23 protein-coding genes and 3 pseudogenes are annotated in these 20,735 nt (G+C 40.0%); 25 read left to right on the forward strand and 1 reads right to left on the reverse strand.

Translation table 11 applies throughout. The features are described from left to right. Positions 1–198 precede the first annotated feature (198 nt). The 22 genes and pseudogenes from aspD to MAQA_RS03500 all read left to right on the forward strand — a co-directional run bounded on the left by aspD (position 199) and on the right by MAQA_RS03500 (position 15,031). The gene (aspD, locus tag MAQA_RS03415; protein ID WP_206537519.1) at positions 199–1,662 is read left to right on the forward strand and encodes an aspartate 4-decarboxylase; all 1,464 of its coding nucleotides are present in this window, start codon (positions 199–201) and stop codon (positions 1,660–1,662) included. A 204-nt stretch (positions 1,663–1,866) separates the two neighbouring features. After that, the gene (locus tag MAQA_RS03420; protein ID WP_036071444.1) at positions 1,867–2,160 is read left to right on the forward strand and encodes a WXG100 family type VII secretion target; all 294 of its coding nucleotides are present in this window, start codon (positions 1,867–1,869) and stop codon (positions 2,158–2,160) included. Between the two features lie 138 nt (positions 2,161–2,298). Next, a complete protein-coding gene (locus tag MAQA_RS16345; RefSeq protein ID WP_338151608.1) occupies positions 2,299–2,460 on the forward strand; it encodes a hypothetical protein in 162 nt (53 codons plus the stop codon). Then, entirely contained in the window at positions 2,457–3,122 is a 666-nt protein-coding gene (locus MAQA_RS03425) for a DUF1672 family protein (protein WP_338151609.1), read from the forward strand. The genes MAQA_RS16345 and MAQA_RS03425 overlap by 4 nt, the downstream gene beginning before the upstream one ends. Positions 3,123–3,141: 19 nt before the next feature. Continuing rightward, positions 3,142–5,143 (forward strand): annotated as a pseudogene (locus tag MAQA_RS16550) (SA1320 family protein). 117 nt (positions 5,144–5,260) lie between these two features. Further along, on the forward strand, positions 5,261–5,680 hold the full coding sequence (locus MAQA_RS03435; RefSeq protein WP_149023297.1) for a hypothetical protein: 420 nt from the start codon (positions 5,261–5,263) through the stop codon (positions 5,678–5,680). 638 nt (positions 5,681–6,318) lie between these two features. Continuing rightward, a complete protein-coding gene (locus MAQA_RS03440; protein ID WP_241463063.1) occupies positions 6,319–6,606 on the forward strand; it encodes a hypothetical protein in 288 nt (95 codons plus the stop codon). A 96-nt stretch (positions 6,607–6,702) separates the two neighbouring features. After that, complete coding sequence (locus MAQA_RS03445) at positions 6,703–7,707, forward strand: inorganic phosphate transporter (RefSeq protein ID WP_036071452.1); 1,005 nt, start codon at positions 6,703–6,705, stop codon at positions 7,705–7,707. 145 nt (positions 7,708–7,852) lie between these two features. Next, positions 7,853–8,239, forward strand: a complete 387-nt coding sequence (locus MAQA_RS03450; protein WP_036071453.1) for a DUF1149 family protein — start codon at positions 7,853–7,855, stop codon at positions 8,237–8,239. Between the two features lie 66 nt (positions 8,240–8,305). Continuing rightward, positions 8,306–8,557, forward strand: coding sequence for a hypothetical protein (locus tag MAQA_RS03455; RefSeq protein WP_241463064.1), 252 nt, complete (start codon positions 8,306–8,308; stop codon positions 8,555–8,557). Positions 8,558–8,608: 51 nt separating this feature from the next. Continuing rightward, positions 8,609–9,418, forward strand: a complete 810-nt coding sequence (locus tag MAQA_RS03460) for a ZIP family metal transporter (protein WP_036071457.1) — start codon at positions 8,609–8,611, stop codon at positions 9,416–9,418. A 232-nt stretch (positions 9,419–9,650) separates the two neighbouring features. Then, the gene (locus tag MAQA_RS13495; protein WP_052008436.1) at positions 9,651–9,884 is read left to right on the forward strand and encodes a hypothetical protein; all 234 of its coding nucleotides are present in this window, start codon (positions 9,651–9,653) and stop codon (positions 9,882–9,884) included. Positions 9,885–10,013: 129 nt separating this feature from the next. Continuing rightward, positions 10,014–10,448, forward strand: coding sequence for a hypothetical protein (locus MAQA_RS13500; RefSeq protein ID WP_149023298.1), 435 nt, complete (start codon positions 10,014–10,016; stop codon positions 10,446–10,448). After that, on the forward strand, positions 10,439–11,035 hold the full coding sequence (locus tag MAQA_RS13505; protein ID WP_241463072.1) for a polysaccharide deacetylase family protein: 597 nt from the start codon (positions 10,439–10,441) through the stop codon (positions 11,033–11,035). Before MAQA_RS13500 ends, MAQA_RS13505 begins: the two co-directional genes overlap by 10 nt. Before the next feature lie 230 nt (positions 11,036–11,265). Then, positions 11,266–11,568, forward strand: a complete 303-nt coding sequence (locus MAQA_RS03470) for a PadR family transcriptional regulator (RefSeq protein WP_241463065.1) — start codon at positions 11,266–11,268, stop codon at positions 11,566–11,568. After that, positions 11,565–11,975: a permease prefix domain 1-containing protein gene (locus MAQA_RS03475; protein WP_036071459.1), complete on the forward strand. Its 411-nt coding sequence runs from the start codon at positions 11,565–11,567 to the stop codon at positions 11,973–11,975. Before MAQA_RS03470 ends, MAQA_RS03475 begins: the two co-directional genes overlap by 4 nt. Position 11,976: 1 nt before the next feature. Next, positions 11,977–12,321, forward strand: coding sequence for a hypothetical protein (locus tag MAQA_RS15255; RefSeq protein WP_052008439.1), 345 nt, complete (start codon positions 11,977–11,979; stop codon positions 12,319–12,321). Positions 12,322–12,482: 161 nt separating this feature from the next. Continuing rightward, the gene (locus MAQA_RS15260; protein WP_052008440.1) at positions 12,483–12,767 is read left to right on the forward strand and encodes a hypothetical protein; all 285 of its coding nucleotides are present in this window, start codon (positions 12,483–12,485) and stop codon (positions 12,765–12,767) included. 71 nt (positions 12,768–12,838) lie between these two features. Beyond that, positions 12,839–13,357, forward strand: coding sequence for a VanZ family protein (locus tag MAQA_RS03490; RefSeq protein ID WP_052008441.1), 519 nt, complete (start codon positions 12,839–12,841; stop codon positions 13,355–13,357). Positions 13,358–13,415: 58 nt separating this feature from the next. After that, on the forward strand, positions 13,416–13,559 hold the full coding sequence (locus MAQA_RS14530) for a hypothetical protein (RefSeq protein ID WP_159099954.1): 144 nt from the start codon (positions 13,416–13,418) through the stop codon (positions 13,557–13,559). Beyond that, positions 13,556–13,804 (forward strand): hypothetical protein, encoded by a 249-nt coding sequence (locus tag MAQA_RS03495; RefSeq protein WP_036071462.1) that lies wholly within the window; start codon positions 13,556–13,558, stop codon positions 13,802–13,804. The genes MAQA_RS14530 and MAQA_RS03495 overlap by 4 nt, the downstream gene beginning before the upstream one ends. A 77-nt stretch (positions 13,805–13,881) precedes the next feature. Then, positions 13,882–15,031, forward strand: a pseudogene (locus tag MAQA_RS03500) (ArgE/DapE family deacylase). A gap of 43 nt (positions 15,032–15,074) precedes the next feature. Here the strand turns inward: MAQA_RS03500 and pbp4 are convergent. Further along, positions 15,075–17,096, reverse strand: a complete 2,022-nt coding sequence (gene pbp4, locus MAQA_RS03505; protein ID WP_241463066.1) for a penicillin-binding protein PBP4(5) — start codon at positions 17,094–17,096, stop codon at positions 15,075–15,077. A gap of 221 nt (positions 17,097–17,317) precedes the next feature. Here pbp4 and MAQA_RS03510 point away from each other — a divergent pair. The 3 genes and pseudogenes from MAQA_RS03510 (at position 17,318) to dcuC (ending at position 20,711) form a co-directional block, all read left to right on the forward strand. Beyond that, positions 17,318–18,248 (forward strand): annotated as a pseudogene (locus tag MAQA_RS03510) (LCP family protein). A 167-nt stretch (positions 18,249–18,415) separates the two neighbouring features. After that, entirely contained in the window at positions 18,416–19,333 is a 918-nt protein-coding gene (gene rihC / locus MAQA_RS03515; protein ID WP_036071465.1) for a ribonucleoside hydrolase RihC, read from the forward strand. 16 nt (positions 19,334–19,349) lie between these two features. After that, positions 19,350–20,711: a C4-dicarboxylate transporter DcuC gene (gene dcuC, locus MAQA_RS03520; RefSeq protein ID WP_036071468.1), complete on the forward strand. Its 1,362-nt coding sequence runs from the start codon at positions 19,350–19,352 to the stop codon at positions 20,709–20,711. The last annotated feature ends 24 nt before the right edge of the window (positions 20,712–20,735 follow it).

A 20,735-nucleotide genomic window follows, 5' to 3' on the forward strand; every position in this document is an offset into this window, starting at 1 on the left:
GAAAAAAGATTGTGAGTTTTTTTTGAAGAGGAGGAATTAGGTTCACAATTTTACTTTGGTGACTGAGCGTTAGTCCAAAAGGAAAGAGGAGCGATCAATGTTTTCTGTAAAAGAAGCGGAGAGTCTTAGCCCGTTTGAGTTAGGGCTATTTTTAGAAAAAAAGTGCAAAGAAAGCCGTGAAAAATAGCGTGCCGCTCAATGCGGGAAGGGGAAACCCGAATTGGACAGCGGCCGCACCGCGTGAGGCATTTTTTTTTACTGGGGTTGTTTGCTGTTTCGGAAATGGAGCGGGTCCGACAAGGAGAACTTTCGGGGATGCCTGCTCGAATAGAAATGCTTGGTCGATTTGAGGTGTTTCTTGAGGCGCAAAGTGAAACACCGGGAAAGAATCTACTTACAGGAATTTGGAGAAAAGGGGAACAGATTCTCGGAGTAGATAAGCACGACTGGTTATTTGAATTTGTGGATGCTATTACGGGGGATAATTATCCAAATCCAGATCGGGTCTTAAATTATGTGGAAAAAGCGATTAAAGCGTATTTGAAAAAGGAGATTTTTGAAGGGCTTAAAAAGCCATTCGATATTTTTGCCGTTGAAGGGGGCACGGCAGGAATTTGTTACTTATTTGATTCTCTGGTCAATAATTTCTTGCTTCAACCAGGGGACAAAATTGCACTGATGATTCCAACTTTCACGCCGTATTTAGAAATACCACAGCTATCGCGCTACCGATTTGATGTGGTTCAAATTCGTTCGATGCCTGAACTAATCGATGATAGACTCACGTATCAATTCAGTTCGCGGGAAATTGAAAAATTACGAGACTCTTCGATTAAAGCTGTTTTTATGGTAAATCCAAGCAATCCGAGTTCTTCGGCGCTTAAGGAAGAAACGATTTCCAAGCTTGTGGACATTGTTGAAAACGATAATCCGGAATTGATGATTTTAACAGACGATGTTTACGGGACATTTGTTCCGAAATTTCAATCCGTTTTTAGTGTTTTGCCATTTAATACGGCTTGTATTTATTCATTTTCTAAATATTTTGGGGCGACAGGTTGGCGTCTTGGGACAATTGCATTAGCTGATGAAAACGTTTTTGATGCTAAATTAAGGAATTTGCCGCAAGCGTTTATTAGGGAGCTTGAAATAAGGTATGAAGTGATTACAAAAGAAACGACAAATTTTAAGTTTATCGATCGACTTGTCGCTGATAGCAGAGAAGTTGCGCTTAATCATGCAGCAGGTCTTTCAACGCCACAACAAGTTCAAATGGCTCTGTTTTCCCTTTTTTCTTTGTTGGATGAGGAAGAGTCTTATAAGAAAAAAGCGCAGTCCATTTGCCGTTACAGGCAGAAGTTGTTATATGAAGAACTAGATCTTGTGATGCCATTTGACCATTATGATTCGGCGTATTATTGTGAATTTGATTTACTTGAATGGATGAAAACACATTTTGGCGAGCAGTTTGGTTTAGATTTTCAAAGAGAAACGAGCATTACGAATTTTTTAATGCGTCTTGCATTGGAACATGGCTTAGTGCTACTAAAAGGGAGCGGCTTTGGGGGTAGCGAATGGTCGGTTCGAATCTCACTTGCTAATCTTGAAACAAACGATTATAAAGAAATCGGGCGGCGAATTAAAAAAAATGGTTTCCGATGAGTTTTTAAAATGGCAATTTGAACGTGGACAAGTGAAATAGGGAAAAACGGTTTCCATTTTTGGAAACCGTTTTTTAGCTTAAAAACAAATAACTTAAATATAAGATTTTTGGTGGAACGTTCACAAATTAGTCACAAATACACATAGAAAAATATGCTATATTATAATTGTAAGAAAACAATACATATATAGGAGATGAATTTCATGTCTGGACAAATTAGAATGACTCCCGCAGAGTTGCGCGACCGTGCGAAAACTTACGGAACAAGCGCACGCGACATCGAGCAAATGTTGCAACGCTTATCCCAATTGCAAGAACAACTTCGAAGCGAATGGGAAGGACAAGCCTTCGCACGCTTTGACGATCAGTTCAACCAGTTAAAACCTAAAGTAACAGAGTTTGCGAATTTGATGGATCAAATTGAGCAACAACTTCAAAAAACGGCAACAGCAGTGGAAGAGCAAGACCAACAATTGTCCCAAAACTTCGGATTTTAATTTTAAAAGGGTGCCTCTTATTGTATACTATAAGAGGCATTTCTTATATATAGAAAGAAAAGGGGCGTGGAGATGAAATATAAAAGAGTTGTATTTCTGGCTGTGTGTTTGACTTTATTGTTAGGAGGTTGTTCGACTATGAACGATTCAAAAGAGAAAGATAAGAAAGCTGATGACGGGACTACACCTGTAGCGGAGTATAAGGGACAAGGGTTTATTTTTGTCGATGGTGACAAGTCTAAACCAATAGTCGAAAAAAAAACGAAGCTGAAATTAAGAAACGTGCGATCGCGTACATGAAAAATAAGTATAAAACAGATGTAAAAGTTAATAATGTTGTACCTGCAAGAAGTGCCGCAGTTGTGATGGTAGAAGCAGAAAAGCCGATTCAGTTTCATACGTCTGTTATTGTGGGATTTGATATGCGCAAAAAAGAATTAGACCCGTCGCCCAATGTTTGGTCTGAGGAAGGGAATGTCGAAGGGGCAATCGTTAGCGGATTATATGCAAAAGCTTACAAACAAGAATTTGAAAAATTAAATTCAGTTTCAAAACAGTTAGCAAGTGAATATAGTTTTAATGGAATCAACCAGATTGCAATAGAAAAGACGCACGCCTCTGGTTATGAACAAAAATATTTCTTTGTTTCTGTATCCTCTTTGGATTTTCCTAAAGTTTATCAAGCATATATCGAAAATACAGCCATTGACCCTGCGACGCTTCAAAAACTTTTTACAGAGGTTGAGGATTTTAGAAATAAAATAGATATACCTTTGACTTACTTTAATAATAAAAAAGGACTTCCAGAACAAAACATAGTGGATGATATGGGGGAGGAATTGAAAAAAATTTCTGGTTTACCGAAAGGGACTTACTCAATATCGGTTTACAAAAATTTTATAGTCGACCGAGTAGGGCTTCCGAACGGTGATTCGACCGATTCAGAGGAAATCCAGAAATAAAGAGAAGGGAGATACAGCGATGTCTATTGACACAAAAAGAAGAACTTCGGACTTAGATATAATAGAAATGAGCGGGAAATGGGTGTACACTGACCCACCAGAGAAAAGAAAGCTAGATATAAATGGCACAGTGTATAAGGTTAAAGAAGGAAAATACAACACAAAATCTGGGCTGGATTATATGGTTGTAGAAAATACCAAAACCCACGAAGTGGGCATGATATTCCAAGGAACGCAAGGACAAAAAAATGGCGGTAAAGACATCGTTACAGACGCAACCTTGCCCGGAAATATCCCCGATGCACAATTGAAAGCGGCAGATAAAGCCTATAAAAAAATGAGTAAGAGATATAAAATTAGTTATGTCGGAGGCAACTCTCTAGGCGGAGGACTTGGCAACTATGTAGCATCTAACAATGATGTTCCGAGCGTCACATATAACCCCGCGATTTTGCCAGATTGTGAGTACTCTAATAAGAATCCCGACATAACAAACTACATGAGCGAATATGACCCGTTGACATTAGGGGAACGCAGTGCGGGTTATACGGAACGTTTACCTGGTAAAAATGTGATTCTTAAGAACAACATACCTTTATTTGCCACCATCGCTTCTAATCACACGGGATATGACGACCCTATTAAGATAGACGGCGAGGAAGTTCTAATCGATGCCGATGCCTATTTACCTGTAGGTGTCTGGAGTGGGGCAATCCTTACAGGTGGAAAAGGGCATAAAATAGATGTGAACCCTGAAAACATGAAAATCTTAGCAAATTCGATGGTTTCGCGAATGAAGGGGCAAATTACTACAGCACAATCACATGTTGATCATGCGGTGGACATCGTCGAACGCGAAGGCAACAAGCTAGACGACCGAACAACGAAATTAAAAGATGGTTTTGACGATTTAATAGGGCAGGGAGTCTTCGGAAAGGCGCTTACAACTATGAGTGGTTATGAATTTCTTAGGGATATAATCGAATCAGGCAATCCCGCCATTTCAAAAGCAACAGAAGCCATTAATAGAATAAAAAACTCTTCTGCGTTTTCCGACTTTCTTTTGAGCTTTTTGGGGAATTTTAACGGTATGGTGGGCGTTGGGATAAAGTTGCCAATTCTTATCATTGACACCGTTACACGATTAGATGACATTGTTACCCAAGTGAACGCCCTGAAAAAAGGAGCTATCCCGATGTTATTTCAGGGAATAGACAACGAATTTTTTAAATGATGGGATGGTGGCAGAACTCAAAGCCCATTATAAAATCATTGACGAAAATAAAGATGTTGTGACTAATCAAATTATTACTTTTGGTTCACAAGTCAAATATGTATCCGACGAGCTAGAGAAAGCGGATAAGCTGTTAACTGCTACTGAAAAAATTGAACGTGCATCAGCACCGCCCGCAACTTCTGATTTTTCGTTAAAAGAATCGAAAGCACTAAAAGACGGCATGGGTAAAAAGCAGAAATTACTGGACAACAACTTCAAACGATTCAGAGAAGCGACGCTTTCAAGTCTTGACCCTGTTATCGATAACTTTTCGAGCACGCTAAATCTACTAGACGAAACGGTGGACGACTTTATCCAAGGTCTGAAAAATGCGCGGGGAACTTTTGAACATATTGATATTCCCTTTACCAATTTAGATACCGCAATCCCGATTTTAATAACAGAGGCTATCAATTCGCTAAAACCTTATCAGACGGCCCTAGAATCTGTTAAAACGGCAGTCCGCTCTTTACGTGGTGGCGGATTGAATGACGTTCTAGAAGCATACCGCCCCTATATTGATACCGCATTATTTGAGGGAACGCAATTCCAAAATGTGATCGTGTTAAATAAAGCATCAGTCAATATTTATGAAAGTTCCAAAGCTGTTTTTAAAGATATTCAATATCAGTTGAGCGATAATAAAGCTGCGGCAGTGGAGGCATTGGACAAACAAGCGGACAAAGTTGTGAAGAACTTAGCGGCGCTGATTGGACAACTCAAGCGCGGTAGTATTGACGTGTAAGGGGTGGACACGATACAAAATGAGACAGAACAAAAGATGAAAAACGCCCCCAAAAAATAGTTTAGAATACGAAAAAGTTATACAAAAAATTAAAAAGTGAATCAGCTCGGGCAACATATGACACAAGAAGCGCTTGAGGAGAATAAAAAGATTTTAACCACTCTCGAAGAAGCTAAACAAGACATAGAGCAAGCAAAAATGGACATGTTGACGTTGGACGATGGCGACTCTTTCGAAAACCTGTTTGACTATTTCCATGAAGATGAAAAAATGGCGAGCTATTACTTAGAGGAGTGCATTCAAGACGCACGCGAAACTATAAAGGATTATGAAGAGACTTGGAAAAGGCAGAAGGCGAAAGAAGACGAATTGTTGGATTTGCTGGTTGACATGCTTGTAGAGGAAAAGGGTCACATCCAAAGAAAAAAACTAGAAAAGGCTGTGAACGAGTTTGAAACCATTTCATGCGTTAGCGATAAGTTAGCGCTTTTTTTTGTCTATATCCCTATTGAAGAAACAGAACGTTCATTCTTGTAATAGTTTTATTGCGATTGAAGGGATGATGTTATGGGGCAGATTGGTAGCAAAGCGATTTTTGATTTATGATGTGGTTTATTGTGAAATTGAAACGGCGACACAAGAGGACTTATAAGTAAATAAAAACAGGCTGCTTTTATGTTTATTCAGTATCCTGTGATTTTTATTCTTTCTGTGCCCCGAGGGTTTGCCCTCGCTCTGCCCTTGTTATTTGTTTTTAAATAAATAGTTACATAGTGTTATTATGCTGTAAATATTGATGTAATGTGTTTTTTGGTTTTGAATATTTTTAATAATAAAGCGGCTATTTTTTTATGGAAAAGTCAAATTTTTGAAGCTTTTTTTAGTAAGGCATGCTAAACTTAAAGTAGACAAAATGAAAATTAAAACTTGCCAAGTGAACCTTTGTAGATTTGAAAGCCACATCAAATGAATAGGGATGCTACTGGCATAAAAGAAATTTGTTATGACTGCTTGCCAAGCAAGTTGCATGTATAGTTTTTACGTGGAAAGGGGAAATGGATTAGGCATGGGTATACTTTTTTTTTAGCATCGGACTTCTGTTTGTTAGTTTAATTTCACTTGCAGCGCGTGCTGTTCTCGCGATTTGGATTTATAAGGACGCTGAGCGCCGGGGGATGAATCCCATTTTATGGTGTCTTTTGGTCATTTTTACAAGTGCAATCATTGTGCTACTTGTCTATCTATTTGCGAAAAAGCCGTCACTTGAACCTAAAAAGGGATTAGGGCTTCTTATTACGGGTTGCATTTTAACAGGATTGAGCTTTATTCTTAGCATTTTTATGCTTTTTGGTTTATTTGGATCCTTCCTTTATGAAATTCAACATAATCCAGATGTTTATGATAATAACTACGAACTTTATGATGATGGATTTGACGGTGACGACAGCGGATATGAATTTTAAACGAGTGCCCCTGCCTTAAAAAAGTAGGGGCTTTTGTTTTTTTGCGAAATTGGGTATAGAGTGTAAGAGAGAACTTTTGGGTGAGGAGAATGTCGGATGGATACGATCATTTTAATCACAATTTTAATTGTGATTGTTGGACTCGCGTTTGATTTTATCAATGGCTTTCATGATATTGCTAATGCAGTGGCTACTTGTATTTCAACACGAGCTCTAAAACCACGTGTAGCTATTATGATGGCTGCTGTGATGAACTTTTTAGGGGCCATTTCTTTTACGGGGGTTGCTGAAGGACTGACCAAAAATATTGTAGACCCTTTTTCTTTACATAATGGTGAATTTGTTGTTCTTTGCGGTTTAGTGGCCGCGGTTATCTGGAACTTACTTACTTGGGTCATTGGCATGCCAAGCAGCTCTTCACATGCTTTGATTGGATCCATTGCGGGTGCGGCGATTGCTTCTGCCGGATTTACTTCACTTAATTATGCTGGCTTTGGAACGATCATTATCGCATTGATTATCTCGCCTATTCTTGGATTTACTATCGGTTATCTCATTTACTCAGCCTTTAAATGGATTTTCCGAAATCGCAAGCGCGCTAAAACCAATCGTCATTTTAAGGTGGCGCAAATCTTTACAGCGGCCATTCAAGCTTATGCGCACGGAACAAATGATGCCCAAAAAACGATGGGGATGATCACTCTAGCCCTTGTTGCAAGTGGATTGCTAAAAGAAAGCGCGGGTGTCCCGTTCTGGGTACAATTCCTCTGTGCCGCTTCGATGGCGATCGGGTCTTCTGTTGGTGGATTTCGGATCATTAAGACCGTTGGAACAAAAATCATGCGGATTGAGCCAGTTACAGGAGTTGCGGCAGACGTAAGTTCCCTTTCTGTTATCATGACAGCAACGCTTACGCATCTTCCAGTCAGCACAACGCAAGTTATTGATAGCTCGATCATGGGCGTTGGAACGGCGAATCACAAGAAAGAAGTCAACTGGCGCACTGGGAAAAATATGCTTGTGACATGGATTATCACACTGCCGATTTCTGCAGGTTTAGCAGCTATTGTGTACTGGCTTGCGGCTGCGATCTTTTTGTGAAAATCGGTGGGAGTGGTTTTTCACATTTTGTGGGACTTAAAACTTACAAATGGGCGAGCAAAATTTGAAAAGCGCTCGTAAAACCGATATGATGAGTGTATGGATTAGAAAATGAAATGTTTTTTTGAAATGGAGGACGAAAGATTTGGAATTTCGAGTCAATCAAATTATCGTAGAACAATTTAATTTTGAAACGCTACAAACACAACCTGAAAATGCGGAAAATAGCATCCAAGTTCAACTCAATGAAGTGGAGCCTACAGGGGACGATAAGTCAATTTTAGATGATGGTAAAATCTTCAAGGTAGACATGCCGTTTTTACTTGTGCTAGACAGGTTTAAAGTTAGCGGTCATATCAGCCGAATCGTGCAAGTAGTTGACTTTTTCGGCGAAGCAGAAGAACTGGGTGCGGAGCGTGCAGAGGAAATGTCTAAGCCGCTCATTAGCTATATTAAGCGTTTGACTTATGAGGTGACTGAAATTGCTTTTGATGAGCCCGGCTATGAGCTCGATTTCGAAAGTCATTTATAGGCGGAAAAGTAGTGTTTTTTGTGATTGAATCTTGCTGGGTTTTTCGCTATGATGAGGAAAAGAGGAATGGAGGGACAAGTTATGACAAGAAACGATGAAGAACCGAAAATGTTCGACAAAGAAAAAGTCAAAGAAGTTTCTGAAAAGATAGAAGAAAAAGCAGGTGATGCAGCAGGAAAAGCGGGGGAAGTTCTCGGCGATACTGCGAAGCTTGCCTTCTATGGTTCACTTGAAGCAGCCAAAGTGATCGGAAAAACTGGCGGCGCCTTTTTTAAAGGCTTAAAACGCGGGTTTGATGGAGATCAAGATAAAGAATAAGATTTTGAGACATGCAAATGGAGTTCAAAACGCTCAGAGGGGTTGCTTTTTTTGTTAGAATATTTTTCGAGTTTGAATCCAGTCTTGCTCGCTTTGCTTGCCGGACTATTCACCTGGGGCTGCACAGCTGTAGGGGCAGCGCTTGTTTTCTTTTTTAAAGATTTAAATCAAAAATGGACCAATGTGATGCTCGGGTTTGCTGCAGGGGTTATGATTGCTGCAAGTTTTTGGTCGTTATTAAGTCCAGCAATTGAGCGAAGTGAAGGAATGGGTATCTTTTCATTTGTTCCTGCGCTTGTAGGGTTTACACTTGGCGGCGTATTTTTACGCCTCGTAGACAGGTTAATTCCCCATCTCCATCTCGGGTTTCCTGAAAAAGAAAAAGAAGGTCCAAAAACGAAACTACATAAAAGTATCCTACTGGTTCTTTCGATTACAATCCATAATATTCCAGAAGGAGCAGCTGTTGGGGTTGCATTCGGTGCAGTTCTTGTCGGAGATACGGAAACATTTGTGACGGCAGCTGTGCTTGCGCTTGGAATCGGAATCCAAAATTTTCCAGAAGGAGCCGCAGTATCGATCCCGCTTCGTGGGGAAGGACTTAGCCGGGCGAAAAGCTTTTGGTATGGACAGCTTTCGGCTATTGTTGAGCCGATTTTCGCAGTTATTGGCGCACTACTTGTCGTATTTGTAACGCCGATTTTACCTTATGCGCTGGCTTTTGCAGCAGGAGCAATGATTTTTGTTGTGATTGAGGAACTAATTCCTGAATCACAAGTTGAAGGTTCAACCGACCTCGCGACGGCCGCTACGATGGCTGGTTTTGCGGTCATGATGGTGCTCGATGTGGCACTTGGCTAAAATGCCGAATTTGAGAATAAAGTAAAACGCGAAAAAGACTCTTTTTCGCGTTTTTTTTTTATGGAAATAGGGTACCTGAAATGGCGCTTAATTTTGATTTGGATTCAATATTGTGAATGAATAAAAAGCTACAAATGAAATTCAGGAAAATGGCTGGAATTTTGTTTGAAAGTCTGTATAATATGGTACGGGATTAAGGGGAACCTATTGAGTTAAAGAGGTGTTATTATCCATGAATCATAAAATACTTTGGACTAGTCTTGTGGCGATTGTCGTTGTTATTGCTGCTGTTTTTGGATTTTTTGCTTATCAAAATCATGAACTTGGAAAAGCTCGTGATAAGGTGGCGAAGGATGTTGAACGTGGAATGGATCAAAAAAATGGTCGGGGAAATTTCCACAAAATTGAACAAAAAAACAAACAAAAATTCAGTTATTACGGCGTTTATTCCGGTCTTAAAAGATAAATCAGATAATAAAATTCTGAAACAAAAAAATTCTTGATGCAGCTAAAAAAGAGCAAAATGATCGGGATAATCTAGTATTTTTCACTTTTGATAAACAAAAAAAACGGAAACAGTGTGGAAGGCTATCGCTTGAAGAAAGTTAGATACGACCGAGTTAGGCATCACTATAAGCAAGCTTCAGAGAGGCAATTTGATCAGCAGCTTGTGGATGCGGATACTGGTAATGTGCTAACACTTGGCGAGGTGCTTAACTCGGATCCGGATGCACTTCTTGAGCTTAAGCTTGCCATGCAGAAGGCTGTGATGGCAGAGAAAAAATGGCCGATTGAGAAAATGGCGGCTCTCGGAAAAGCGAAATATCCGGATCGGCTTTCGGAAACGAGTATTAATCTCACGGATAAGACACTTACGGTACCGATTTCGATTCCAAATTATCCGGAAATGAAACATGTGGCTGTACCACTTTCGTATTTAGCTGGGCATATAAAACCGAAATATTTAGCTTCCGAAACGGCGAAGAAAAAACCACTGAGCCTCCAAATCGAGGGAAGAAAATTGCGCTAACGTTTGATGATGGACCAAGCAGGAAAGTCACACCGCGGGTTCTTGCTTTACTCAAAAAATATCATGCAAAAGCCACTTTTTTCGTATTGGGCTCTGAGGTGATGGAAAATCCGGGGCTTGTTAAGCAGGAGCTTTTGGAAGGACACGAGGTGGGCAATCATTCTTGGAGTCATCCGGCGCTTACGAAGCTTTCCAGTGCGGGTGTTTCGGAGCAAATTTTGAAGACGCAATTTGCGGTGTATGAACAAACGGGCTATTTTCCAGAGCTTGTAAGACCTCCTTACGGGGCGGTTCATCATGATACGGCGCTTGCGATCGGTCTTCCGCTTGCGCAGTGGACGGTTGATACGGAAGATTGGAAATATAAAAGCGGGCGACTTGTCACAAATAAAGTGCTGAAAAATGCGAGTGACGGGGGTATTATTTTGATGCACGATATTCATGAAACAACGGCGGATAGTCTTGAGGAAACGCTGAAACAATTGAAAAAGCAAGGTTATCAGTTTGTGACAGTGAGTGAACTTTTGAATCGAAAATTAGAAATTGGTCATGAATATTTTGATGCTACTCAGGAAAAGGCGGTATAAATAATTAGAAGCAGAAACTTTTTGAGGTTTCTGCTTTTTTTTTGCATGCGCTTGTGCTTGATACAATGCGAGATCATGGGAAGATTTTCAAGAAAAATGAAAATTGCTTTGACAGATAGAGTAATACATGTTAAACTTTTTTATGTTATCAACTCTATCTGATAGAGTAATGTGTGGCAGAGTAATTTGGGGAGGTGGTCAAAATCCGCAGCGATATCTTAAGAGGCCACGTGGATTCGATTATTTTGCGGATTCTTTCGGATGGTGATTCCTACGGATATGCGATTTCGAAGGAGATTAGCGATCGAACGAAGGAAAAATTTCAAATTAAAGAAGCGACGCTTTACGCAGTTTTTCAACGCCTTGAGAAAAAGGGATTGATAAAAAGCTACTACGGGGATCGTAGTCATGGCGGTAAACGCAAGTATTATTTACTAACGCGGCGAGGCGAGCTTTATTTGAATGAAATGATTGAGGAATGGCAAGAAATTAAAGAAGTAATTGACGTCTTTTTGGAGGAGAGGGAAAATTGAGAAGAATATATGAATTTGTAGAGAAGTTGTTTGATGATGTGCCAGAAACTGAGCGTTCTGAGCAAGTCAAAGAAGAAATCATGCAAGATATGGAAGAAAAAGTATACGATTTGATGCATGAAGGCAAGTCTCAAGAAGATGCAATCAACAAAGTGATTATCGAATTTGGTGATTTTGATGAAATTAAAGAAGAACTCAAAATTGGTGGTAGCAAAAAACTCGGTTTTGCCAAACTAAATTTAGGTTTTTCAATTTGGGGAGCTATCCTTATTATTGCCTTAATGGTATTCATTAATTTTTACTACACGCCAAAAATCATTTGGTTTGTTTATCCAACTTTTGTAGTGTTGTGGTGGCCGCTTTCCATGTTCTATTACTTACATCGCAAAAAAGAGGAGTTGAAATAAAATGGATAAAAGTACACGCGGGTTTCTTGCTTTCAGTTCGTTTCTGATCGCTCTGTTTTTAATGGCGCTTAATTTTCTTGTGTTTCCAGGTTCAGACTGGTCTTTTTATACGGCAATTTTGTTTTTAGCACCGGTACTTTTCTTTTTGCTAGACGGAAGCCGTCATTTTAAACTATTTTCGGTTGTAGGCAGTATCTTGGTTTTGATCGTACTTGCGGCGGCAAATCTAAGAGAAACACCGGACTATTTATGGGTCTTATTCGCAGTTCCAGCTGTTCTCGCTTGGCCGCTTGTGATTTTAATGGGGCAACGTGCGGCATCCCTTTTTCTATTCCACCCTTGCTAGTTTAGTGCTCGTTTTAAGTTATGTGTTACTGAACATTTACTTTGAGCCAGGCTTTCCTTTTAGTATTTTTACGACTTTTGCGATCATGTGGTGGCCACTTTCAGTGGGGATCGGTTACTTCCCACGCGTTTTTTTCAATCGTTGCTACCGCTTGGCTCATTTTGTTTTTCATTGTTGCGAATGCAGTCACAACAGATGCGATTTGGTGGATCTATCCAGCGTTTGCTAGCCTGTTTTGGCCGCTTTCAGTGTTGCTTGCGAGACATCTGTTGACTTATTCTATTATTTCAACGATTCTTATTAGTATCTTTTTCATTGTAGTTAATGTCATCACTTCGAAAGAAACGATTTGGGCGATTTATCCAATTTTTGCAGTGTTGTGGTGGCCGCTTTCGATTTACTTTTTTGTATATCGGCGCAGACAAACCAAACAAAAATTTATTTAGTTTTTTCATCGATCTTTCATAAACAGATGGTATAATAAAAAAATGAATCTGTTGAAAGTGAGAATTTTTGGATGTTAAAAACGAAGAAATTTTGGATTATAGCAAGCTTTATCTGCGTGTTGGTGATTATGGGGACACTCTTAAAATCTTCTTCACAGACGTATGATGAACAATCACTTGTACCTGTGATGGATAAAATATTAGCGAATAAACCGTTTGAAGGTTTACTTTCCCACGTTTCTTTTGTATATGCAAACGATGAAGTGAGCATCGCGCACTTGGGGTACAGTAAATTTTTAGAGTTTTTTATTCGAAAAGGCGCGCATTTTGTGACCTATTTCTTGATGGGAGCAAGTTTATTTGCAGGAATGTATTTATGGCGAAAGAAAAAGCTTTGGGCTTTTCTTGTGGCACTATTAGTTCCTTTGCTGTTCGCGGCAAGTGACGAGATCCATCAACATTTTACGGGCGGACGAACTCCGCTTGTTCAAGATGTTATTTTGGATTTTTGTGGAGCGACAGTGGGAGCACTTCTATGTTTTTGGATACTGCGACATTTTGAAAAACGTAAAACTAACCAGACAGCTTAGATAGGGATCTAAGCTGTTTTTTGGTGAATAAATTTGCAAGAAACGGGAGGAAGGCAAAATGAAAATTAGTTTACCTAAAAGTTGTGAAAATGCGCCAAGAAAGAAAATAGTAGCAGACTTTACGTTAGACTTACTAAAGCAAGAGCAAAAAAACGATCTCAGAGTATGCGGATTTAAACATAGTACTCCACTTTCTCCATGAAAAAAAAGATTATCAGTGGGTTACCTAACTTGCTTGAGAGTTTAAAAGAAGAAAGAGAAAATCAAATTCGTGAGGTAACGGTGGAGCACGTGATCACGCATGGAAATACAGCTGCAATTAATGGACAGATTTTCTTTGCGGAGGGTGGAAGGCTTGAGTTTTGTGATGTGTACCGATTTGCAAGCACTGTGAAAACGGCGAAAATAAAGGAAATAAAACGTTATTGGATTGAACAGAATTTTTAAAAGAATTCATCTTATTCTTGTTTAAAACCCTTAAAACAGGGAAGTAGAAGGGTGACTAAAAGAAAGAAGGTAATCACATGGAACAACAAGAAAGATTGCAGATTCTAAAGGACATCATAAACATTGATTCAACGAATGGAAACGAAGAAGCAGTGGCCAACTATTTAGGGGAGTTACTTTCAAGACACGGAATCGACTCGAAAAAAGTACAGTACGCGGAAAAGCGTGCGAGCTTAGTCAGTGAAATTGGCGATGGCGGGAGCCGTGTACTAGGACTTTCTGGACACATGGATGTTGTGGATGCGGGGGACCCTTCAAAATGGACTTATCCACCTTTTGAAGCGACGGAAAAAGATGGTAAACTCTATGGTCGGGGCTCAACGGACATGAAATCGGGACTTGCGGCGATGGTGATCGCGATGATCGAACTAAAAGATGAAAAAAAAGAACTTACCAGGAAAGGTAAAACTATTAGCCACTGTCGGAGAAGAAGTTGGAGAGCTAGGAGCAGAACAGCTTACATCGGAAGGTTATGCGGATGATCTGGATGCGCTCGTTATCGGGGAACCAAGCGGTCCACGGATTTGGTATGCCCACAAAGGCTCGATGAATTACACGGTGACTTCTTACGGCAAGAATGCCCATAGTTCAATGCCTGAATTTGGTATCAACGCCATTGACAATTTAGCATTGTTTTACAATGAAGTTGAGAAATTTGTGGCATCCGTTAAAGAAACAAACCCACTCCTTGGGAACTTCACGCACAATGCCACAGTCATTTCTGGCGGGAACCAAGTAAACAGTATCCCGGAATTAGCGAAGATGCAAGGAAATATTCGAACGATACCAGAAGTAGATAATGATGAAATTAAAAATGTATTTGCGAAAATTGTAAACAAGTTAAATGCAGAAAAAGATGTGAAATTGGAACTTGTTTGGGATTACGATAAGCTTCCTGTATTTAGTGATAAAGATTCAGATATTGCGAAAATTGGCCAAGATGCCTATAAAAAACAAACAGGTCAAAGCATTGATTTAGTTACGTCGCCAGGGACAACCGACGCTGCAGAATTCATCAAAGCGAAAAAAGAGTTCCCAGTGATCATCTTTGGTCCTGGCATCATTGAAACTGCTCATCAAATTGATGAACATGTTTCTATCGAAAATTACACGGATATGATTGAAGTTTATAAGGAAATGATTACCCAATTCCTAGCTGAGAAATAAAACGAAAGAAGCGTTCAAACATGAGTTTGAACGCTTCTTTTTTTTAAAAGGTTGCAATCACGTTTTTTAGTCGGTCAATGACAAGGCTGCTTCCACCACGGCCTTTCACATCTTCGACCATGCCAACAAGTAGCGCATCTGGATGGTCGGCATTAAAGGCATATAGAAAGCCATTTTCATCGCCATCTTCTCCTTGTTTTTGCTTCAATTCAGCGGTTCCTGTTTTTGCTGCGAGATTTTTTCCGCTGACAGCAAGACCATGTGCCGTTCCATTTGGATCAGAAACCGTTTTAACGAGCGCTTCTTTCACAATATCCGCTGATTCTTTTTTCACCGCTTGTTCAGGATTTTTGACTTGTTGTGAAACGGTGAGTTTAGGATAGACGGTTTTACCACCATTGGCAATGGCTGAATAGGCAGCGGCTTGTTCAATCGGACTCATCAAGAGCTGTCCCTGGCCGTAAGCCGTATCCGCCAAGAGGATTTCAGATTTAAGCCCATCATTCGAAATTTGGGCAGCCTTCATGTCAACCGGTAAGTGAGTATATTTTTCACCAAAATTGAATTTCTTGAGTTCCGTTTCAAATCGCCGAGCACCAATCTCCAGTCCTTCTTGTGCAAAATAAATGTTATCCGAGTAAACGAGCGCATCAACCATATTTACGCTTGATTTATCATGAACGCGCGTCACGGAATATTTGCCCCATGAAGCATCCTTTTGCCATTTTAAACCATCGATTTTTCGCACTTTATCCGGTTTAGTGACGCCAAGGTCAAGACCGATGGAGGCTGTAATGGTTTTGAAAGTTGATCCTGGTGCGTAGCGTGCTGAATAACGTGCTAAAAATGGCATCCGCTCATCTTCACTATAGGTTTTGTAATCTTCTGCCCGAATCCCTGCAGCCAGTTGATTTGCATCATAAGAAGGAGTGCTCACAAGAGCCAGCAGTTCCCCGTTTTGAGGATTAATCACTGAAGCGGCTCCTGTTTCTTTAGATAAGCCTGTATATATTTTTTGCTGTAAATTAGCGTCAATTGTGAGTTTAACAGTTTGTCCATCTTTGCGGGCCACTTTTTGCAAAGTGGTTTCATGTTTCGTGCGGTCATTTACAATTTTTATGATTCCACCGCTTTCCCCGCGTAAATCCTTATCATAGTAGCGCTCAAGTCCAGCTTTTCCAATCACATCACCCACTTTTAATTGGGGATTTTTTTTGATATCTTCAGCACTCACTTCGCCAATGTAACCGAGCAAATGAGCCGAAGCTTGATTTAACGGATACGTACGTAAAACCTTCTGAGCGTAAGCAATCCCGATTAAGTCAGATTTCACACCATCGAAAACGGTTTTTAGAGGGACAAAGCTATCTTCTTTGACCCATTTTTGCTTTAGAGCCTCGTTGATTTCTTTAGCTGGAATATCGATTTCTTTGCTGATTGCCTCGATGCGCTTGTTTTTTTCAGCACCGCTCGTAAGAAGCTCAGGTACGACCCCAACTTCATAGAAATCGCCCATTGTTGCTAGTTTTTTTCCGTTACGATCAACGATGTCTCCTCGCCTTGCTTCATCTGTTTCAAGGCGAACTTTGTCATCAGCAACCATGCCAGGGAAAATAAGAGCAGGTTTCCAATTGATTTTCCACTCATCATTGTCATTAGAAATCGTGGTTTTATATCGCTGCGTTTTTAGTTTCCCAAGGCTTGTTCGCATGGAAAGTTCGTAGCTGAGATTATAAATACGACTATTGGCACCGGGTTTGACTTTCAAATTTTTGACGGTAATATCTTGAACCCCGACACCGCCATAAACGGCTTGATATTTTTCTTGCAATTGCTTTTGGCTGAACTGAGACTCTTTTAGTGAATCCTTCGTGACATCTTCTGCAAGCTTATCATAGTGCCCTTTCTTTAAGTTTGTCGTAAACGATTCGGCTGTTCGCTCTGCCTTTTTATCTGCAGACTGGTTTAAGAAGATAAAGAAAAGTACAGCTACTACAATCAAAAGAATGATGATGACACCGAAAGCGATTTGCCAGCTTTTTCGTTTGTAAATTGGTTGTTTCACTTGATTTTCCTCCCTTTTTCTAAAAGCTAAATGGTTGGTCTGATTTATTTGGATAGTTCTTTCTTTACATTAATAATATAGCAGAATTCCGCACAGAATGATGTGTTTTTAAATTTCTTTAATAATTCTTATAAGTTTATTGTTCACCTTTTGATTTGTTTTAGTGTAAGATGTAAGGAGAAAATGCAAAGTTTTGTAAAAATGAGTCGAGGTGGAAAGTTATGGCACGTCATGCTGAGCGAAGAAAAGTGAGAAAAGGGCGGATTTTTGGTACGATTTTGGTCTTGCTGCTCCTTCTTGTAGTGGTGTTTGGCGTAATCGGATTTTTTCAATATCAATCTAGCTTGAAGACAGCAGAAAAGGCCAGTCAAATGAAGAGTTTTGAATTTAACGGGGCAAAAACAGAAGGAAATGATATTAATGTGTTATTCATTGGTAGTGACTCACGTGGCGCAGATCAAGGGCGCTCTGATTCACTTATGATTGCGCATTATGATAAAAAAAACGAAAAAGCCGAAACTGGTTTCATTGATGCGAGATACTTACGTGGATATTCCCGGACATGGGAAAAATAAAATTAATGCTGCTTACTCTTATGGTGGTCCAGAACTTGTTCGGCAGACAGTTGAGGAAAACTTTGGTGTGAAATGTAATTACTATGTGGTAACAAATTTTGATAGTTTCGCGAAAATCATTGATGTTCTTGCTCCAGATGGCATTGAAATTGATGCCGAGAAAGATATGTCGGAAAATATTGATGCGAATATCAAAGCCGGGAAGCAAAAAATGGATGGACACACGCTTTTACAATATGCTCGTTTCCGTCATGATGCAGAAGGTGATTTCGGGCGTGTTCGCAGGCAACAACAAGTGCTTAGTGCAGTGAAAGAACAAGCCATCACGGCGACTAGCATTTTTAAAATGCCAAGTGTGCTTGGGACGGTTCAAGGTTATACATCGACGGATCTTCCAACGTCACTTGTTTTAAAAACAGGAACAGATTTTGTATTAGGGCGTACAGATGACCTGAAGACACTCACGGTTCCAGTGAAAGGAACGTGGGAAAATCAACGAATTGCTGGGGCTGGATCGGTTCTGCGCATTAATATCAGTGCAAACCAAAAAGCTATCCAAGATTTTTTTGATGAATAAAAGAAATAAACCGCTTTTCTTGTTAGAGAAAGGCGGTTTATTTATTCCGTTAAAAATTTTTTTCTAAAAAACCTCTTGTTTAATTAAACGTTTAATGCTATTATTTTCTTTGAAGAATGCGCTTTCTTTTTAGTTATTAAATTAAACGTTTAACTGGAGGTAAGAAAATGCGAAGAATACCTTTGATCATTGACACAGATCCTGGAATTGACGATGCAGTTGCGATTTCTTTTGCCATGTTTCACCCTGAAATTGATTTGAGATTGATTACAACTGTTGCAGGAAATGTAAGCGTTGACAAAACGACAGATAATGCGCTGAAATTAGTAGAGTTTTTTGATGTCGATATTCCCGTTGCAAGGGGATGTTCTGAACCGCTTTTAAAACCGCTTGAAGACAGTAGTGAAATTCACGGGGAATCTGGTATGGGTGGTTTTCATTTTGAAAAACCAAGCCGAACGGTTCTTCCAGTTCATGCAGTAGAGGCTTTACGAGAAGAACTAGTTAAAAGTGAGGAGCCTGTCACATTAATGCCAATTGCCGCTTTAACAAATATTGCTTTGCTTTTTAAACTTTATCCAGAAACCAAGGAGAAAGTGAAAGAAATCGTGTTAATGGGTGGGAGCCTAAGTCGCGGGAACACAACAACGGCTGCGGAATTCAATATTTTCACAGACCCAGAAGCAGCTGCAATCATATTCGAGTCAGGTGTGAAACTAACGATGATCGGGCTCGATGTTACAAGTCGAGCAGTCTTGATGCAAAAAGAAGTCAAGCAGATTGAGACAATGAACCGAGCTGGTGAGATGTTTGCTGCACTTTTTTCACATTACCGCGGAGGCAGTATGAAAACTGGACTTAAAATGCACGATGTGTGCGCACTTGCTGCGATTGTGCAACCAGAGCTGTTCGATTTTGCAGATACACATGTTGAAATTGAAACAGGCAAAGGCCCAGCAAATGGCGCCACGGTAGCAGACTTGAAAATGAAATATCACACAGAGACTAATGCGACTGTTGCACTTGATGTGCATGTAGAAAAATTTAGAGAATGGTTTCTTGAAATGCTTGAACAAACAAAATAAAGGGGGCTTCTAGAAAGTGATTGAGATTATTCTTGCAGTCATTGTCATTGCGCTTGTTTTTTATTTGATCGTGAAAAACTATCAGCCGGCACTTGTACTTCTTTCAGCTGGACTCGTTCTATTTTTACTAGCTTTTATCCTTGGTAAACCGATTTTAGGGAGCGGGGACACGACAGGATTTGCCTTTTTAGATATTTTTAAACAGCTTGAGTTAACTTTCATCGACCAACTAAGTGTCGTTGGGATTACAATCATGACGCTGTTTGGATTTGCTTCTTACATGAACTATTTGGGAGCGAATGATGTTGCCGTTAGCATGATAACAAAACCACTTGGAAAAATTAAAGCGAAATACGTACTTGTTCCCATCGTCTTTATTATCGGAAACATCTTAAGTTTGTTTGTCCCAAGTGCTTCAAGTTTAGCCGTCATTTTGATGGCGATTCTTTACCCCGTTTTGAAAAAGGTAGGCTTAAGTGCTCTGACAGCCGGCGGGGTGATTGCAACAGTTGCGACGATCATGCCAACGCCGCTTGGGGCAGATAATGTCATTGCCGCTAAGACGCTTGGCTACAATTTGTTTGACTATGTTTTCTTAAATCATGCGATTATCTCTATTCCGACACTCGTTGTGATGGCAGTAGCCCATTATTTCTGGCAAAAATATATGGATAAACGTCAAGGCGAAAAAGCTTATGTGGATATTGATGAATCAAAAGTGGAGCAGGAAGAAAAAGAACTTCCACCCAAATATTATGCAATCTTGCCAATGTTGCCACTTCTTTTCATTGTCATTATTGAAATTTTCTTCCGTGATATTAAAGCGGATGTTGTCGTACTCACATTTATTTCGTTTTTCATTGCTTTAATTATTGAATTTATACGCAAAAGAAAGCTCAAAGATGTGCTCAATCAATCCTTTGAATTCTTTAAGGGAATGGGGCAAGGTTTCACGCAGGTTGTCGTACTTGTAGTTGGTGGTGTATTATTTGCTAAGGGAATGCAAACGATCGGCGTAATTGATATGCTGACACAATCTGTCCAACACGTGCAAAGTGCGGGAACAATCTTAACATTCATCTTTAGCGGTGCCACTTTCTTACTTGGTCTTGTAAGTGGGGGTGGGCTTGCGATGTTTTATGCAACGATTGAACTCATTCCGCATATTGCTGCAAGTGCGCACATTGATGGGATTTTACTTGCGCTACCAATGCAACTGATTGCGAACTTAGTCCGCTCGATTTCACCAGTAGCTGCAGTGATCATGGTGGTTGCAAGTGTGATGAAAGTCAACCCAATCGAAGTAGTAAAACGGACAAGTGTGCCAGTCATTATCGGCATTATTATGGTTATCGGACTTTCCCTTATTATCTTATAACGAAGGGAATAGAGGCGAATGAAC

Source organism: Listeria aquatica FSL S10-1188, assembly GCF_000525795.1.
Lineage (GTDB): Bacteria > Bacillota > Bacilli > Lactobacillales > Listeriaceae > Listeria > Listeria aquatica.

What these genes read in the sequence shown, in the direction of transcription:
- aspD (WP_206537519.1), top strand. Translation starts at nt 199, where the DNA reads ATGCGGGAAGGGGAAACCCGAATTGGACAGCGGCCGCACCGCGTGAGG.
- MAQA_RS03420 (WP_036071444.1), top strand. Translation starts at nt 1,867, where the DNA reads ATGTCTGGACAAATTAGAATGACTCCCGCAGAGTTGCGCGACCGTGCG.
- MAQA_RS16345 (WP_338151608.1), top strand. Translation starts at nt 2,299, where the DNA reads ATGAACGATTCAAAAGAGAAAGATAAGAAAGCTGATGACGGGACTACA.
- MAQA_RS03425 (WP_338151609.1), top strand. Translation starts at nt 2,457, where the DNA reads ATGAAAAATAAGTATAAAACAGATGTAAAAGTTAATAATGTTGTACCT.
- MAQA_RS03435 (WP_149023297.1), top strand. Translation starts at nt 5,261, where the DNA reads ATGACACAAGAAGCGCTTGAGGAGAATAAAAAGATTTTAACCACTCTC.
- MAQA_RS03440 (WP_241463063.1), top strand. Translation starts at nt 6,319, where the DNA reads ATGAATCCCATTTTATGGTGTCTTTTGGTCATTTTTACAAGTGCAATC.
- MAQA_RS03445 (WP_036071452.1), top strand. Translation starts at nt 6,703, where the DNA reads ATGGATACGATCATTTTAATCACAATTTTAATTGTGATTGTTGGACTC.
- MAQA_RS03455 (WP_241463064.1), top strand. Translation starts at nt 8,306, where the DNA reads ATGGAGGGACAAGTTATGACAAGAAACGATGAAGAACCGAAAATGTTC.
- MAQA_RS13495 (WP_052008436.1), top strand. Translation starts at nt 9,651, where the DNA reads ATGAATCATAAAATACTTTGGACTAGTCTTGTGGCGATTGTCGTTGTT.
- MAQA_RS15255 (WP_052008439.1), top strand. Translation starts at nt 11,977, where the DNA reads ATGGATAAAAGTACACGCGGGTTTCTTGCTTTCAGTTCGTTTCTGATC.
- MAQA_RS03490 (WP_052008441.1), top strand. Translation starts at nt 12,839, where the DNA reads ATGTTAAAAACGAAGAAATTTTGGATTATAGCAAGCTTTATCTGCGTG.
- MAQA_RS14530 (WP_159099954.1), top strand. Translation starts at nt 13,416, where the DNA reads ATGAAAATTAGTTTACCTAAAAGTTGTGAAAATGCGCCAAGAAAGAAA.
- MAQA_RS03495 (WP_036071462.1), top strand. Translation starts at nt 13,556, where the DNA reads ATGAAAAAAAAGATTATCAGTGGGTTACCTAACTTGCTTGAGAGTTTA.
- rihC (WP_036071465.1), top strand. Translation starts at nt 18,416, where the DNA reads ATGCGAAGAATACCTTTGATCATTGACACAGATCCTGGAATTGACGAT.